The 17,481-nt window shown below is 40.6% G+C and carries 13 protein-coding genes and 1 pseudogene; all 14 read right to left on the minus strand.

Annotated elements, in window-relative coordinates; translation table 11 throughout:
• Positions 1-283: 283 nt before the first annotated feature.
• Positions 284-565, minus strand: a complete 282-nt coding sequence (locus ISX45_RS13550) for a contact-dependent growth inhibition system immunity protein (protein WP_194519192.1) — start codon at positions 563-565, stop codon at positions 284-286.
• 233 nt (positions 566-798) lie between these two features.
• Positions 799-1,194 (minus strand): CDI toxin immunity protein, encoded by a 396-nt coding sequence (locus tag ISX45_RS13555; RefSeq protein WP_194519193.1) that lies wholly within the window; start codon positions 1,192-1,194, stop codon positions 799-801.
• 330 nt (positions 1,195-1,524) lie between these two features.
• Positions 1,525-2,119, minus strand: a pseudogene (locus ISX45_RS13560) (pre-toxin TG domain-containing protein); the annotation flags it as partial.
• Between the two features lie 865 nt (positions 2,120-2,984).
• The gene (locus tag ISX45_RS13565; RefSeq protein WP_013400033.1) at positions 2,985-3,467 is read right to left on the minus strand and encodes an antitoxin YezG family protein; all 483 of its coding nucleotides are present in this window, start codon (positions 3,465-3,467) and stop codon (positions 2,985-2,987) included.
• Between the two features lie 4 nt (positions 3,468-3,471).
• A complete protein-coding gene (locus ISX45_RS19695; RefSeq protein ID WP_228485554.1) occupies positions 3,472-4,770 on the minus strand; it encodes a DNA/RNA non-specific endonuclease in 1,299 nt (432 codons plus the stop codon).
• On the minus strand, positions 4,770-5,081 hold the full coding sequence (locus ISX45_RS13575) for a DUF5082 domain-containing protein (RefSeq protein WP_194519194.1): 312 nt from the start codon (positions 5,079-5,081) through the stop codon (positions 4,770-4,772). Before ISX45_RS13575 ends, ISX45_RS19695 begins: the two co-directional genes overlap by 1 nt.
• A gap of 165 nt (positions 5,082-5,246) precedes the next feature.
• On the minus strand, positions 5,247-5,738 hold the full coding sequence (essA, locus tag ISX45_RS13580; RefSeq protein WP_194519195.1) for a type VII secretion protein EssA: 492 nt from the start codon (positions 5,736-5,738) through the stop codon (positions 5,247-5,249).
• On the minus strand, positions 5,728-8,526 hold the full coding sequence (esaA, locus tag ISX45_RS13585) for a type VII secretion protein EsaA (protein ID WP_194520709.1): 2,799 nt from the start codon (positions 8,524-8,526) through the stop codon (positions 5,728-5,730). The genes essA and esaA overlap by 11 nt, the downstream gene beginning before the upstream one ends.
• Before the next feature lie 19 nt (positions 8,527-8,545).
• Complete coding sequence (gene essC / locus ISX45_RS13590) at positions 8,546-12,985, minus strand: type VII secretion protein EssC (RefSeq protein WP_194519196.1); 4,440 nt, start codon at positions 12,983-12,985, stop codon at positions 8,546-8,548.
• A 44-nt stretch (positions 12,986-13,029) separates the two neighbouring features.
• Positions 13,030-14,322, minus strand: a complete 1,293-nt coding sequence (gene essB / locus ISX45_RS13595) for a type VII secretion protein EssB (RefSeq protein ID WP_194519197.1) — start codon at positions 14,320-14,322, stop codon at positions 13,030-13,032.
• Between the two features lie 33 nt (positions 14,323-14,355).
• Complete coding sequence (locus ISX45_RS13600) at positions 14,356-14,595, minus strand: ESX secretion system protein YukD (protein ID WP_194519198.1); 240 nt, start codon at positions 14,593-14,595, stop codon at positions 14,356-14,358.
• A gap of 78 nt (positions 14,596-14,673) precedes the next feature.
• Complete coding sequence (locus tag ISX45_RS13605; protein WP_181556486.1) at positions 14,674-14,967, minus strand: WXG100 family type VII secretion target; 294 nt, start codon at positions 14,965-14,967, stop codon at positions 14,674-14,676.
• 238 nt (positions 14,968-15,205) lie between these two features.
• Positions 15,206-15,538: a hypothetical protein gene (locus ISX45_RS13610; RefSeq protein ID WP_181556487.1), complete on the minus strand. Its 333-nt coding sequence runs from the start codon at positions 15,536-15,538 to the stop codon at positions 15,206-15,208.
• Between the two features lie 18 nt (positions 15,539-15,556).
• Positions 15,557-17,479 (minus strand): DUF6792 domain-containing protein, encoded by a 1,923-nt coding sequence (locus ISX45_RS13615; protein ID WP_194519199.1) that lies wholly within the window; start codon positions 17,477-17,479, stop codon positions 15,557-15,559.
• Positions 17,480-17,481: the final 2 nt, after the last annotated feature.

The following is a 17,481-nucleotide window of genomic DNA, read 5'->3' on the forward strand; positions in this document are numbered from 1 at the left end:
CGTGAAGTGAAAGATTAGAAAGTCCAAAATAAAAAAGCGGAACAGCTGTGGTAAAAACGATGATAATATTGTTCCGTCTCATCCTATTGTTAACGAGACAGAACCGATTGTGTTTGCTGAATATTACGTTTACGAGCGAAAAATAGCTGCATAAACAAGAGCTTTTCTCTCTGTTTAACCTATCCGTTTTCGTGACTAACACCAATTTAAAAAGTTGAATTCTTAAATTTACGGCACTCTATAACAATAAAGCGTACCTTACTCTCTAATTCGTTACAACACTTTAACTTTGATTTAAGTTATGTAAAATAGTACGTGTGAACCACGCGAGTCTATCACTGTTCATTTTTCTCATAGCATGTTTTCTAACAAACTCTCGAATATCATCCCAATTATCAAGTTGAAGAATTTGTTCTAATTCTTGCTGAAGTTTTTGTCGATATTTACTCTCTTCAGTTAAATTAAATTCTTTGACTAGTGTTTCTAATTCCTCATAGTTAGCACTTTGGTTAAAATAACATTCAAGAAAATATCTGAAAGTATCGTATTTCAAATCTTCATTCAATGATATCACCCTCTATTTTTATTTAACAATAGGAAATACAATTAATATTCGGAATCCTAGTTCCTGAGTTGAATCCCTATCAATACTACTCTAAAATCTGTTACGTTATAAATAACATGTTTTTTATCTCTAAGAACCCCTTTTCCTATTGGATAATTATTCTATAATAAAATGCCTCAAAAGAGATTTAATATCTCCTTTGAGGCTTCATATTACCATATCATCAGCTTCTTTTATCTTATACCAACCCATACTTCCCCTTCATGGTATATTTCTATTACATATCCTGAAGCTGGTGAAAAGATCCAAGTATCAAAACTAACCGCAGTAACATCATCAATTACTTCTAGAACCTTTTTTAAATTAGACTTTATAATAGGTAAAGTCCCCTCATCCCAAATTACATAAACAACTGCATCAAAATTTCGGAAACATTTTCCTAGATAAGCAGTTATATCATTTACGGTATTTACATTTTCTTTTCTACTAACCTTGTCCCAATCAATACGCCCCCATTCAGTAAACGGAAAAGCGCTTTCTAAGGTATCAAGAATTTTCTTTTTTTCACTATCAGTTAAAATTTCAGCATCTTCACCTAAAGCTTCAATACATTCATCTAATAAAGTCATTCAAATTCACCCTTATCTATTCAAATGTTTTAAATAAGCTCTAAAAGTACTTTCATTACCTTCAAAAGGTATTACATATTTTTTAGCTTTAAGACCTTTACCATTGCGGAAATCTTCTACATTAATATGTGGTCCTTTATTAGGGTCGCAATCTAATCTCCATCTAACCTTTCCATCAGCAGATTGCCTACCCACAACTTTTCCGTACCCTGCACTAGATTTAAGAGTACCTATATATGGCTTTGAATTTGGACCTAAATCCCCTACTAATTCAAGCGCTTTATTTCTAGCTTGTTCATACGTTCTTACCTTATCAAGTATTTGCTCACCTTTTCCAACACCCTTACCAATCACCTTATCCCCAGTCTTGCCAATTATGTTTATCGTCGTTTCTTTTACTTCTTTTTCGGCTCCGCTCATCCACATGCGGGGCGCCGGGCCCACTCCTGCCAAGGCTGGCTGCGGCCCCCGCAGGACAGAGCCAACATTTTTGAGAAAGTTCTCCCATTGCTTCTTGAACGAACGGATTGTTTCGGTGATTGGTCCTTTGATGACTTGGTGATAGATCGTTTGTAAAGCCCCTTTGATTTTATCAACATTCAGGACGTTTTTCGTTTTCGAGATCCATTTCGAAACATCGGCTGCGGTTCCGGCCGCTTTCGCTCCTTTCACCGCCGCTTTTCCGGCAATGCCTGCCCCTTTGGCTGGAGGAATGACGGTCAACAATAACATTCCTCCCGCAAGCAGGCGGTCTCCTGCCGAAATCCGTTCTCCAGTGATCGGGTCGTATTCTCCAAACACTCGCTGCAAGTCATACCAGCCAAGAAGCTCTAGACCGAATTCTTTCATGTTGTCGGCAAGCGTTTGGTCTGCCTGGCTTATTGCCGCGGCAGTCCGGTACAGCAGTTTCTTCTGCTTCATTCAACTATTTTAACTGGTCATAGGCTTATTGGCTTGCTATTACGTCTTTATAACAGTAAAATAATGGGTGATAAACACTTGTGATCCTCATCCTAGAAAAAAGTGAGCCTTGAAACAGTTGTTCAACTCAACCAAGGCTTCATATTTTAGAAAACTATGATAGCTAACCCTAACCTAGTTTAATTTCTTATATAGTTCATAAACATCTAATAGCAATTCACCTAGCTTACTGTTGTAATCCCATGAGTCGACAATTATATGTGGATACGATGGCGTATAATTATTTGGACAAAGGATAATACTCATTTTTTCTACTTCATCTAGTATTTTTCTCAATTGCGGAATATTACCATCCTTTCCTTCACCATTATTATGTGTAGTTATTTCTTTTATGACCTAATTTTTAATTTTTTCTGCTAACTCTAAAAATTCTATGGTTTTATCAGATCGTCCAGATTGGTTATATACCATTGCTTTCCCCCTCCAATATATCTATCTCCCATTTGCAACTGTGTTGCAGCACTACTTTTTATAATTATAGAACCAGGTCTAACTTTCCATTGCTGTATTTTTGTCATTTGGTTCCACTCAGGAGGTAATGCTAAATACTTGCGATTTATCTGTTCTGTAAAAGTTTCAAATAAATATCTTCCTTTAGCATAAGCATTTATATCATCAAAGAAAAGGAATCAGAGTTTTGTAGTCCTGATTCCTTCACGTTAACTGAATTTATACTGTATACTTTTCGGCTCACAATACACAGGGACGCAATCCAGTTTTATCTAGTGCGTTCCCCAGGTTTGTAAGTATATGGCTTATTGGTGTATTATACGATCCTGCTTTTACAAAATGTAAACTTGGTAAAAAAATTATTGATCGTTCTCTTTAATGCTGTTTAAATATTCTTCTAAGAATTTCTTATCATCTTCATCCTCAGGAGTAAGACCCAGATATTTGTACTCCCAAATAATACTTCTTTCATGATCATCTGCATCCGATAAATCTTCATAATCATACTCAATTTTAAAATTACCCTGATTGTCAAAAATCAAAGTAAGATTTGTCCACGGATCTTGTCCGTTGTTCTTAAACTCACGCCATAGTTCTTCTAAATTATCAAGTAATTGTCTCCAAAGCTTTTTGTAATCCTCTTTTTCTATTGCAAATATATTTGGAATATCGTGGCTATAAATTGGAGTACTTCCATTAGCCGGATAATAATAAAAGAACGCCGTCCGAACATCCTCTGTGATTTCACCATACACAAAAACCTTTGACCATTCCTCTGGTATTGTTTCAATAATTGTATGTGCGATTTTTTGATAAATATTATTTAGTTTCAAATCATCCATATATTTAACCTCCAGGTTTATTTTGGAATTCTTTGTATTGCCACTTACCCTTTCCTATTTTATATTCTATGTCAAAACTTACCGGTCTTTGTGACTCACCTTTATAAACAGGTTTTATCTTCACTTCAACCAGTTTTCCTTTTTCAAGTTGTTTCCTCCACATGTTCTCGAGTTTCTTCCACTCACCTTTATTCAGGTTACCATTCATAGGTACAAGATTGTCAAGGCTACCCGAACCTTTAAATATAGTTGCTATCAAATGTCCACCTTCATCATCTAGTAGTCTATCTTCTCTACCCGCCACCTTCTGGGCATGATTATTTCGTTTGGCCTCCCCCAAGTTAAGTTTACCTTCAGCATTGACAATACGTCCTTTGTCATCGGTTCTATAAGTGTATCCTGCAGGAGTTGTATACTCTACATTTGGTTTAAGTACCTTTCTCCGTCCGTCTCTGGTGTAATGCTCTCCATAGTTAACCTTAGTATGAGTATTCGTTGGTGTAGATTTACCCGTGCCCTTACCAACCACCTCATCCCCAGTTTTGCCAATCATATTCATCGTCGTTTCTTTTACTTCCCTCTCGGCTCCGCTCATCCACACACCGCGGGCCGGACCGATTCCTGCCAAGGCTGGCTGCGGTCCCTGTAGGACAGAGCCAACATTTTCGAGAAAGTTCTCCCATTGCTTTTTGAACGACCGGATTGTTTTGGTGATTGGTCCTTTGATGACTTGGTGATAGATCGTTTGAAAGAACAATTTGATTTTATCATAATTGAGGACGTTTTTCGTTTTCGAGACCAATTTGGAAACATCCGCTGCTATTCCCGCCGCTTTCGATCCTTTAACCACAGCTTTGCCGGCGATTCCCACCCCTTTGACGGGAGGAATAAAAGAAGCCAATAGCATTCCTCCCGCAAACAGGCGGTCCCATCCTGAAATCCGTTCTCCGGTGATCGGATCGTATTCTCCAAACAATCGCTGCACATCGTACCAGCCAAGGAGCTCCAGACCGAATTCTGACATGTTGTCGGCAAGCGTTTGGTCTGCCTGTCTGATTGCCGCGGCTGTTCGATACAGCAATTCCTCCGCTTCATTCAGCTTTTCTTCATAGCGGTGGAGCCAATGAAGCAGTTCGTCTGTAAGTTCGTGGATGGCGGCAGAACCGATGCCCGGAATCTCCATCACTAAAGAGGGCAGTTCCCAGGAAAGTGAGGTTCGCGCACGCTGGCAAGCGTCTTCTGCATCGGGGACATGCTTCGCTACCGTTTCCAGCTCTTCCGGCTTGACTCGAATTGTAGTCATTATAGCTCCTCTATCTTTCGACGAATTTGGGCGATTTCCCTGCTGATTTCATGAAGAAGCTCGTCTGCGGTCGCATAAATACGTGTCTCGATTTGCCGCAAGTCCCCGTATACCCATTCATACGCTTCCCTCGACTCTCCCTGCCAATGCGGAACATACTCGTCATTTGCGCGATAAAATGCGCGAGTACCATGTTGAAATTCCTCGATCGCCTCTTCGACCTGCCCCTGATAGGACTGCAGGCAATGAATCATCGCCTCGTAGGCCCTGCGTTTCAATTCTTTTTCGATCGACTCCAATAAAGACGACACCTTGATTTCCTCCTCCCCCATTTATACGCTATTTAAATGGTAATATAAGTAAAATAAGGATAAATCATAATATGTTCCTTTTTTTAAATGACAACCAAGACTTTTTTCCTTATCTATGATTCGGCCATGTGAAACATGTCAAAGTTCCTTCGAAAATAACCTGTTTTACGGAACAAATTTTTTCATACGTGGAACGATTACCGTGAAGATGACGATAAGAAAGCCGAGACTAAAAAAGCCGAACAGCCATGGCAGAAATGATGATGATGTTCGTTCCGTCTCATCCCATTGTTGACGAGACGGAACCGATTGTGTTGGATTATAAGAAAACAATCGCAATTTTTCTGCTTTAGCGGCAATCGTATTCGTTTCTTTTTCTCCCGATAAAAACAACTGCGCTTTTGTTTGTTTGAAGAAAGAAGATGTCGGTCTTTGAAATGTCAGTGATGTTTGCACCTCTGGTAAATCTCCCTTTTCATCGAGCAGCGACTCTTCATGAAGGTAATCAGTACGTAATTTGATGTCCTGCCGTTGATATTGATTTGGTTCAATTTCCGGCCACTCATCCGTTTTCGCGTAAACCGTCACTCCCATCGCAACCAATACAGAGCAGAAGAAGAGGAAAAAGAACATCACAAGACGTCCTTTACCCTTCATATGTTTCCGCCTCCTTCTGCAGAGCGTCCAGGCGCTGCTTCAAAAACGGAACAACAGACATGAGCAGTGTGACAACTCCTAACGTAATAACAGCTGGATAAAATGCTTGCTGGTCTCCATATTGAATCGACATGTACGTTTCTGATATCGGATGGTCAAAGCTAAAGTTTGGCAATACTAAGTCGAGTAATGGAGTAATAAAAAACAGGATTAAGCCGACTCCAAGCACCCAGCCGGTAAATGGTCCGATAAAAAAGGCCAAGCGAACAATGGCGGAACAGAAGAATAATAAGATAATGGTAAAAATGCTCCACTTGAGCGCCTGTATATCTTGCATCGGATAAATTCGCAATCCATATGTGCTGATGACGAAACCGACAAGCAAGTTCATCATGACCAGCAATGCCAGCTGCATCATAAGCGGAATGGAAGAATAATAATGCAGGAAGAACCCAATAAGCATGCCGCAGAGCAAAACAATGACAAGCATCACGACAGGCGGCGTGTACGTTGTTTTCTCTTTCGGAATATCTCCACTTACTTGTACCGGATTGGTTAAGTAATCATACACATATCCGTTTGCTTGTTGGTCTACCATCGTATTGTCTAACAGATGATATACATCATTTTTAATTTGTTTGGTTGTATTGACATTGGTTGCCCATTTGCTGTTTAACTCATCTGCCCGATCTTGGACCGATGCCACTTTTTCATGCATCTCATTTGTGTAATCGATAATCCGGTCTTGCCCTTCGGCAATGGAGGTGACTAAATCAGAAATTTGTGCGATGTCTTGCAGCGTATTTTGCTGGATGGTAATAACAAATTCACCATCGTTAGCTCCTACCGTCGATTGTATGGTTCCTTCTTCATCCATGGTTTGCTGAAGCTGTGCTGTTACTTCATTCGTGGCGTCATTTAACGATTGCAGCTGTTCCATCAGCTCTGCTTGCACTTTTTCCACATTTTCATCATATTGCCGTATATATTCAAGCGTTGCTTCAACAAAAGAATGAACGTTATTTTCGGCCGTTTCTGCACCTTGCAAAGAAGCGGCTGAGTCGCCCTGCAACTGCTGAATTCCGCTATGAATCTTCGATAAAGTTTGAAAAATCTCCGCTTTTTCCTTCCAATTTACAATCAGCTGCTCCACAAGTGCTTCGTCAAAATTCCCCGTTCGCTTTAACGTATCCTCAAAAATTGCTAACCAAGCAAAATAGGCGAGAAGACCATTCATGTTTCTGCTTTGAATAGCCGGCTGAAAGTACGCTGACAATTGTTGCTTTCGCTCTTCAGATAACGACGGAGACTGAAGAATAGCTTGTTCTTTTGCGATAATTTGCTGAACCACTGTTTCTTCCGATTGCCCATTGCTGTCACTCGCCTGCACGGCTAATTGCTTTGCCAATTGCGTATATTTTTCCTGCCATTGCTGCTGGAGGGATAACTGCTTTTGCCATGCTTCTTTTGCCTTTTGTATTTCCATTTCCAGCTGCTTCATGTCATTATCAATATCCCCCCAGCTTCCCGATGTACCTTGCCCTTCCTGCGTCTCTTGTGGCTGTTTCGGCTTTACTGTTTGCAGCTCGGTCTTTAAAGACGCCAGCTGCTGCTCAACCCCATCCAGCCATTGCCCATTTTCTGATGTCTGTGGCAGCTCTCCCGGCACCGGCTGTTCATTCGGTGCTGACAGAGTGGTGGCAGATTGCAACTGCTGCCGTAGCGGAATGAGTTTTTGCTGCACTTCGTCCAATATCTTTGTACCTATTTGTTGTTGATATTGACGGATGAGATCTTTTTGTGACTCCAACAGTCGTTCATCAACGTTTGAATTTTCCAGCTGGTCATGGAGATTCGTCAATGCCGTATGGTTGTTCGCCACTGTATTGCGCAGTGTAGACACAGATTGCAGCAATGTTTGGCCATTTAATTCTAACTCCGGTTTGACATTCCATGGCCGTTCTACAATGGAACGTATTCCTCCGCTCACCATCGTTTCATACTGATGAATTCCTTCTTGGATAAGGTCATGCTGCTGTTGCTGATATTCTTTATACGCCTGAATATCCTCGATAAACGAAGCAATTTCCGCTTCTGCCTGCTCCAAACCTTTTAACGTATCGTTGGAGGAGCTTTCGGCGTTTTTCGAAGACGAAAGCAGCTGTTCAAGCATCTTTTTTTGACTCTCGATCTCTTTTGTTAATTTGGCAGAGCTAGGGGTGTAAAAATCGTACATCGTCTTTTGAAAAGCGATTTCTTTTTCCAAAATAGCACTAAATTTTTTGCGAATATCTTCTATCGCTTGGCCGACATAGCTCCAATACAGCGTAGACATCTTTTGGTTGATCGTATTTTTAGCTGTTTCTAACTCTCTCTGTACCCGCTCCCGGTTTTTCGCCTCAAGATTCGGCTGGATTTTATATTGGACAGTTGCCTTAAGCGGCTTTTTTTCATTAAAGGTCAAAATGTTTCTGGAAAAATCGGATGGCAAATAAACGACAGCGTCATATTGGCCGTCCGCCAGCCCTTTTTCCGCTTGGCTGCGATTGACGACAGACCATTGATAACTAGAGTGATCATCAAGAGCTGGTACAATTTCTTTGCCGAAGTCGTATGTTTTCTTATCATAATCGGCTCCTACATCTTCGTTGACTACCGCGATTCGGTTTGTTGTCCTCTCTGTTACCTTCATCGGGTTATGGCCAATGAACGTAAAGAACAGCACAGGAAGAGCAACAATAAACACAATCTTCGCAATCAACTTGACGATTTTCCATTTTTCCGTCATATGATTCACCTGATTTCCTTTATTCTACTTTTGGAATTTGTATTTTCTTTTCTTTTCCATTTAAGACAAAATAGCCAAACCCTGGGTCCACTTCTGGTTCGTGTCGCGTAAATGGCAGTGCAAACAAGCTTTGCTCTGATTTTTTCATGACGAGGATCGCTTGCCGAATTTGTTTCAGTTCAGTTGTCAGCGCATCAAAGCCCTTCATAAATTCATTTGCATTTCCTGCGACAATGACACTAAACCCCAGATGGCTGTACCGCTTCATCATCATCGCGATTTGCTCGTGAATTTTACCATCGGCTGACTGCTGAAGCCTAGAAAGACTATCTGCGACGAAAACAACAGGTGAAAAAGCTTGTACATGAACATCCGCTTTCCCAATTGCCGCTAAATACTCTTCCTCTCTCGTTTGCAATATTTCATTTGCCTCATCAAGCCAATGGTGCATTTGCTCTTTTGTTTCTATATAGGTGACGTTTTCTTTATTAGCGTATAAAGCAAGGCCGCGATCAACTCCATCAAACAACCCGATACCTGCCGTCGGCTGGACGAGCAATGATTCCAATATCACTTTAATCGCATTTGTCTTCCCTTTGCGCGACTGCCCTACTACAAGACAATGCGGATTGGTTTGTATATGAAGGGAAACCGGACGAACCGTCTCTTCATCAAGACCAATCGGAATCAAGCCAGGATGCGGCTGAACTATATACGTTTTCGCAAAGAGCGCAAATGGTAATTGTGTTGGAAGCATTGGAATCGGTTGCGGCTTGCGCATGCCTTTATATTTTTCTTTCAACCTTGCTATCTCTTCCTTCACGTTTTCAAGCACTGCTATATCATCTTCCCCATCAGCCGGAAGATAAATTTGCGTTAAAACCGCTTGATCTTTTTTCACCAGCGCTCTTCCCGGAATCGGCTCGACCTCGTACGGAGTTCGTCCAATGATAGAAAATCGTTCCGAACTGTCAAGGAAATAATGAACGATTTTTGTTTTTAAATTGTTCATGAGCGGCGGGCGAACTCCGCTAACTCTTGTTGCCGTTATCATCAAAAATATTCCAAGCGATTGCCCGTCTCGAGCATATTGAATGAGCTGTGTTTCAAAATCGGGCATTTCTTCTTTGACAAGATCAAAGTTGTCAATCGTGATAAAGATAATCGGAAGTTGTTCTTCAGAAAGCGTGTTATACAATTTAATCGTGCTTACTTCTTTTTCCATAAAACGCTGTTTTCGCTGTTCGATTTCTTCTTTCATTAACTTTATAATTTTCTCAATTTTCTTTTCATCATCAAGCCGAAAGTAATCAGCCGTATGCGGCAATTGCCGCAGCGGCAGCAACGCGCTGTTTCCGAAATCGAAAATGTAATAATGAAGCTGTTCTGGACTATAGACGGACGCAAAGCTCATTAATAATGTCATCGCCGTTGTCGATTTCCCATATCCCGCAGAACCAAAAATGCCGATATTTCCGTCTTCCATCCATTGATATAAGTAGTCCGATTGCCGCTGCAGCTCCGGTTCATCTTTTAGACCAATCGGAAAATAAACGGTGTCTCGTTCTAGCAAAGCAGGGCGATGCAAGCGAGAAGATAGCGGCGGCAACCATGGACTCGGCAGCTTTTCGATCCCGAGTTGCTGCTGCGTTTTGATAATTTCTTGAACAACCATTTCGATTTCTGTTTTTTGTTTTTTCTTGTTTTTCTTCATTTTCGCGTCAATATTTGAAACCGGGACAAGTCCTAAGTCTGTGACAATATAAATCTCATCTTCTGATTCAAAGCCCTCTTCCATATATGGCGCACCGCTCCATGCGGATTGAAACAATTCGTATACTTCATTATTTCCGACTTGAAGATACGCCCGTCCCGTGACAGTAATTGTTGCCGCATCTCCGTTTTTCAAAATTTCCTTACTGTCGTTTGCATCTTGCATTTTTAAACTAATGCGGAAGCGGGCATTGCTCCAAATTTGCTCATCAATTACCCCTCGCGGCTTTTGCGTCGCTAAAATAAGATGAACTCCTAAGCTGCGGCCAATTCGCGCCGCACTCACTAATTCGCGAATAAAATCCGGTTCCTCGCTTTTCAATTCTGCAAACTCATCCGCGATTAAAAAAAGATGCGGAAGAGGCTCTTTCGCCTTCCCCTTTTTATATAACTCCATATAATCATTGATATGGTTTACTTCATATCGATCAAACAGGCGCTGCCGTTTTTTCAGTTCACTGTTAATGGATGCCAACGCGCGTGCGCTGAAGTTTTTGCTGCCATGAATATTCGTAATGGTGCCTAATAAATGCGGAATGTTTTTAAACGGTTGCGCCATTCCGCCTCCCTTATAGTCAATGAGCAAAAACGCGACTTCATGAGGGTGAAAATGCACCGCCAATGACAAAATGTACGTTTGCAGAAGTTCACTTTTCCCCGACCCTGTCGTCCCCGCGACAAGCCCGTGCGGGCCATGCGCTTTTTCATGCAAGTTCAGTTCTACGATGTCTTTTTTGCCTTTTAGTCCAATTGGAACGGCCAACGAGCGCGAAGGTTGATGAATCATCCAATTTTCCTTCATATTTATCTCTTCCGCTTTCTTCACTTGAAGTAACTTGAGAAACGTGACTTTTTCTGGAATAGAATTATGCATTCCCCTTTGATGATCTAAAGAGCGCAATAAACGTGCGAACCGCTCGTTCCCTTCCCGAGTATGTTCATCGAGCGTAAACGGAATATGCGCTGCTTTCCGGTGCTGGATTAAAATTTCTCCATCCCGCTCGTTGATATATTGCACGAGCGTATGAATGTTTTCTGTTAAACTTTCTTTCGTATCCGAAGCAAAAATCACGGAAATACCGACTTCTTCGTTTTTTTCCTCTAAATATTCCAAAATGACATGTTCCGCAATTAAAGAGCGGTTGGCGACGATAAACACGAAATGCGGGGAAAACCGTTTCTTCTCTTTTTCTTCGTCCAAGTCGCGCTCCCTCAACATTTCGTAAATGGATGACAACAATTGGTCACGTGTCTGTTCGTTATAAATAAATCCTTTCGCGAAAGAATTTGGCAGTTGAAAATGCGGGAGCCATTTCATCCACTCCCAATGTTTGTAGTCTTTTTCATGAAAAATAGCGACAAACCGCACATCATGATAGCTATGGAAAAAAGCCATTTGGCCAACAAACTGCTGAATTTCGTGATTGACGATGGAATCTTTCCCGACCATTCCGATTGCTCCGCGCGACAATTCAATCGTCAGCGGAACGTTTTTTACGGTTTTATACGCTTGCACCATCTGTTGTGACTGTTCCAACAAATCGTCAATTTCTCGGTTTGCCAAATCGTTCATGTTTACAGACACTTCATATGTGGACGGAACATTTGCTTTTCCGATGCGAAGATGGAGAAAATCTTCGCTTTCCATCGTCCGTTCCCAAATGCGGTCACTGATTTGCAAAGTTAACGATTTCATTTTTTCAAATGACGGAAAATGATAATAAAGTACGCTTTTTTGCTTCTCCGACAACTCTTGAAGTTCTTTCCGCTTTTGTTCAAGATAATTCATGTAAATGTGACGACGCTTTTCTTGCCGCGTTTTCCGATTCTTTTTTTCCTTAAAATATTGCACGGTCGATGTCACTAATGTCGTAGCGAACATCACGATGGAAATAAGAATAAAAATCCCTCGCGGCTGAATTAGTGCGACGACTCCCATGACAAGAAGCATCATCAGCGGCGGCAAAATCATAAGCCAAAAACCGCGTTGGTCTCCTTCTCCGTCTTGGCTTGGAAACGAAATCGTTATCTTTTCATTCGGTAATTCGTAAATCATTCTCGGTGTCCGATGATATAAAGGATATTTCTTTTTCATTTCCGAAGCGGGTGGCAGTGTTTTGGTCAATGAAGATACCACTTCTTGATCGCTTGCCACCGATAACAAATCGTCCTCCAAAAAACTAAGCGTAATATACGGACACAATATCATATCGCCATTTTGTAAACGGGTAACCTCATTTACCTTCTTTCCGTTAAGAAAAACGGCTCCTTGTTTGTCAGGAACGAGAAACCAGTCTCCTTTCTTTCTGATGAACGATACGTTTGCGCTTCCCGCTTGAATAGCCGCTCCGTGTTGCGGCGCAATGACAAGTTCGGTTTGATTTCCAACATAATATATATGTTCACTGATCGGCTTATCGAGCCATACGATTACCACGGTTTGTCCGTCTTCTTCTATGGTAAAGGGGATATGCGGTTTCAGTTCCCCCATCATTTCATTTCCTCGCACTACCGTCAAAGCGGACGCTTCCTTTTGCTTTCTTAATTCCACATATCCTTTATGAAAAGCAAAGGACGGAATGGTTACATGATGCTCTAGCTTATTTCCAATAAAAATGGAAGCCGTCTGTTCTTGTAAAGGGAACTGTTGACAAGTATCTTCATAAAAAATCCATAATTGGCTCATATAATCCTCTCCTACGATGCTCACTACTCTACTTCTTTCTCGGTTTACTTTTTATTGTCCGAAGCGTTTGGAACGTCGCTCGGTGCATTTGGCTGCTGCTTTTCCCCCGCAGAAGGCGGTTCAGTCACTTGCGGCGTCTGTTGCTGAACAGGCTGGGTTTGTTGTTCGGTTTGTTCGGCTTGCTTTTGCTCTTCTTGCTCTTTCTGATATTCTTCTATTTCTCTTTCAATCGATTCTAATTTTTTCTGTCTTTCTTCTCCTGTCAAACTATCATCTGCCTTTATCTCTTCACGATATTTTAACAATCCGTACATGATCAGCTCTCTATCTTCCATCGCTCTCGCAAGGTCAATGGCTTCTTCGTTTCTTCCCCTTCCGATATAAATCCAATACAGCAAATATTGTGGATCGGTTTTCAACGTAATGTTATTTTGCACGTTCTGACGTTGTTCCTCTGTTAACGACTCCGTCATAACATATGAAGAAGCTAATTCGTACTGCACCACATACGGCATTTTTTCCGGCGGATAATTTTCTAATGTCGTAATCACTTCACTATACTTGTCATTTAAAAACAATTCCGCGCTTTTTACATACGCTTCCTGTTTTGGCTGTAAAAAAAAGAACGAATAAAAAGTATAAATCATAGCAGGAATCAACAGAAGAAGCGACGAAAAGAATATATAACGTTGAACATTCCATTTCCGTTTCGGAATATGTATCATTGTTCGCTCTTTTGCTTCTTCCTCATCAATACATCTTTCCAGAACAGACAGCACTGCTTCGAGATGTTCTGCCTGCAAAATTTTCTCAGCTACAGCAGAAAACTTTAATGTTTCGTGAAACTTCATGTATTCTTCAAAACGATATTGTCCGTCAATCAGCACAAGTACGGTCGCTTTCACCTCTTGAAGTAGCTGTTCCGCATCCGCCTCATACGGCGGCAGGCTTTCTTTTATCCCAACGTGGAGAAAAAACGGTTCCAAATCATGGTCAAACAGGATATTTTCGGGACATATAATAAGAATAAAGCGGCTAAGACGATGATTTTTCACCTTTTTGACGAGTTGGTGCGCCGCTGATAACCGCGAAAGCATGGATTTCTTCCGTACATCTCGAAATCTGATGAACGATGAAGGCGGGGTTACCGTAATTTTCACTTCATCTTCAGATACAGCAATTTCTCTTAACAAAAATGAATCTATTTCTTTCAATAGCTCTAATTCTAACGGATGCTGCACCTTCAATTTCGCTCTCTGAAAGACAATCGTATCATGCTTGTCTTGTGTAAGGACGGCATCGATTTTTGTTTCCAAATACGTCTTTTTTTCTTCCATATAAAATAGAACTCCTTTTCTCTTTCTCCATGGCTACAATATAACGATGCGGTCTCCGTTCGTAATTCCGCTATCTTTTAATGTCAGGTAACCTGGGCATACAACTGCTTTGTTTTCCACCCTTACCCAATAACCTTCTCTCGGTTGTACCGATATATTTTTCAACTGCCAAACAATATCTACGACCTTTTTGACGGAGTAAAAATCCGATAAGCGGAGATCAAACACATCTCCTGTATAATGCTGTAAATCAACAGTAATCTGGATATACATGATTACGCCCTCCAATACAGAAAAAAGCGCCATAATCTTTCATAGATTTGTAGCGCTTCTTTCCGAACATGTAACTCTTTATCCACGAATTTGGCTTGCAATTTGTTGGTCGGTACTTTCGAGAATAGTAGCTGAATTGTGCAATTGTTGGGAAATTTCATTCAATAAAACAGCCATTTTTTCAAATGACGGACGCAATTCATGATACTGTTGAACAAACGCTTGGCTAGAAGCACCTTCCCATATTTCCTGCAAATGGCTGCTCATGTTATCCAAACGGGATATTAATTCTGTCACATTAGAACTCTCGTTATTATATTGCCTTGCCACTGCGCGTAATTCTTCTGGCGTTAAACGAATAACTCCTGACATATTTCCTCCCCCTTTATCCATAATTTCCCTTTTTATTTTAATAGAGATGCCAAGCAGCAGTCAACAATATATAACCATTTCTTTTAAAATAAGGAAAAAGTACCGTTTTTTTACTTGGTTACTTTACGCTTTTGTGCCATTATCCTCATTATAAGAAATACTTTCTTACTATTTATGGGATCAAAAGAAAATGGAGGATAGGAGAATAGTCGGTGCTGATTTTCATTAGCCCTCTAGCTCACCTTTTCTTTTCCCGAATGATGATATCATAATACAGAGTGATATTTTGTCCTCTCATGTCATTAATCATGTTTGTGTATCGCTGAGCGGCGGTATTCATGGAGTTTTTATACATATCATTGTATGATTGATTGGTTTTTTGATACTGCTCAATCGCTTCATTGGTTTTGTCGATGATTTGCCCCCTGCCATATTTCATTTCATGATGAATCAAATGAACCAATTCCGCATCCAATTCACTCATTCGATTCAACTGCTGAATAAAAGCATTCGCTTTATACATGAAATCCTGTTCTACATCAAAATAATAGAACATATTCAATTGTCCCATACAGAATATCCCTCTTTATCAATATCGTAAATCAAATATCTTGGCCACATTTTGGTCCTGCTCAAAAAACTCTTCAAATGATTTTTTGATAGTTGCAATGAGTTCTTTTCCTTTAGAAATTTCCTGTTCATAATACGAAAACATTGTTTCAAAGATATGCGGAATCATCGGATCCATCGGCGGAATCGACTCATGAACCTCAATGCGGCGTAACACATATACTCGTTCGGCATCATAGGTAAAATGACCCAATAAACGCTGATAGGCCCACGGATTTTGTTCCATGTCCTCGATTTTGTTCATCAGTTTTCGTTTTTGTATTTCAAAATCCTCTACATATTCATCGAAATAACGCTGCTTCATCTTATGCAATACCGTTTCTTTTTCTTCCAAGATTTGCAGTCCCTTCTGATATACTCTTACGGCGGAGGAAAGATTCATCCGGATTTCGTGTGCCCCCATTTTTTTGATTAAAATCAAATTCCCATACTCATCATACGTTCTGCCTTTGGAACGGGCGAGGGCCATGATGACTTCGTTCAAGGAATGGGCATTCACGCTCATGGTGATAGCATTTTGAAGATTCATCGTATTTTCTTGGATGATTTGAAGACGTTTTTCAATGTCCAATACCTTATCCCGAATCTGGAATAACGTCTCAATGCATTGAAGAATATCAACAGGGTTTAAGAAAACGATCCCGATCAATCTTTCACGATTCAATAGTTCATGAAGCAGCTGTTGAATCGATGTGACATCTTTTTCAATTCCCTTGACTTCGCTCAACACTGTGTTCTTTTCCTCTACCGTCATGTAACCTAATTGCACGAATACACTCAACATCGGGTCCAGATTTTTATATAGTATTCCGATGTGCTTGAGCAGCACCGGAATCTTTTCACTCATTTCATCGTACATATGATCGATTTTAGAAAGAATGTCTTCTGCATGCAACACATAGTCCATGGTATCATAATCTTGAAGGGACTCAATAAAGGCGATATCAACCCCCGTCATCGCCTGAACGACCCCATCAAATCCCTTTTCGTTGTAAATATACGAATATTGCGATAAATACACTTGAATAGCTTTTACATCTTTATCGGATATTTTCGCAATCAAATCTTTGATACTAGTAAAATCCTTGTTCGTATCAATGACCTGGCGGCTTCCGATATCGATGAATCCCCGCACTCCGCTTACCGCATACAATAGATCCTCTTGAGCGGTCAGATGATGAATCGAACGCTCGTCGATTTGCTTTTTATAGTATTCTTCCGCAAAGGCCTTGAGCTCGGAAGGGGGGATGGAGTAGATTAAGTTGTAATCTGACAATATATTTGGAGTAAATTTTTTAGCTAATTCATATCGAAATCTTTTATCTATATATGCCAGTTGATACGCACTGGGCGGCGCATCGTTAATGACATACACTTGGTCAAATCGATGTGCAGTGAGTTGGATCACTTGGACATGGTTCCCGCCCAGCGAATGACCCAATCCGATTTTTTTCAGTTCGATTGTTTGACCGTTCCTCTTTAATTCTTCGGTAATTTTTTGCGTCACCATCTCATCAAACCGTAATGCATCATCATATTGATTTTTGTTTTGTCCGACAAAAATTCCAAAAGTATTGTACGCCCAATCCAGCGGTTTCCATGTATCTTTTTCTTGTATTTCGCTTCCCCGTGCAATGGTATACATTTGATTGATTCTTTTTTCTTCATCATAAAAATGAATAATCGTACCGTCAAAACCGGAATCGTTGATGTTTATATTTTTAAAGTCTTGCGAATGATAAACATGGATTTGGTCAGGGGGATCGCTCCCTGTCTCTTCAATGTAGATGCGCCTGATTTCCTCTGCGGTCAAATGTTCGTATTCCAAATTCATCACTCTTGCCCGCAAGAGATCTGTATCCAAAACCAGTTTCTGAGACATGG

Origin of the sequence: Thermaerobacillus caldiproteolyticus (assembly GCF_015326725.1) — a bacterium.
Taxonomy (GTDB): Bacteria; Bacillota; Bacilli; order Bacillales; family Anoxybacillaceae; genus Thermaerobacillus; species Thermaerobacillus caldiproteolyticus.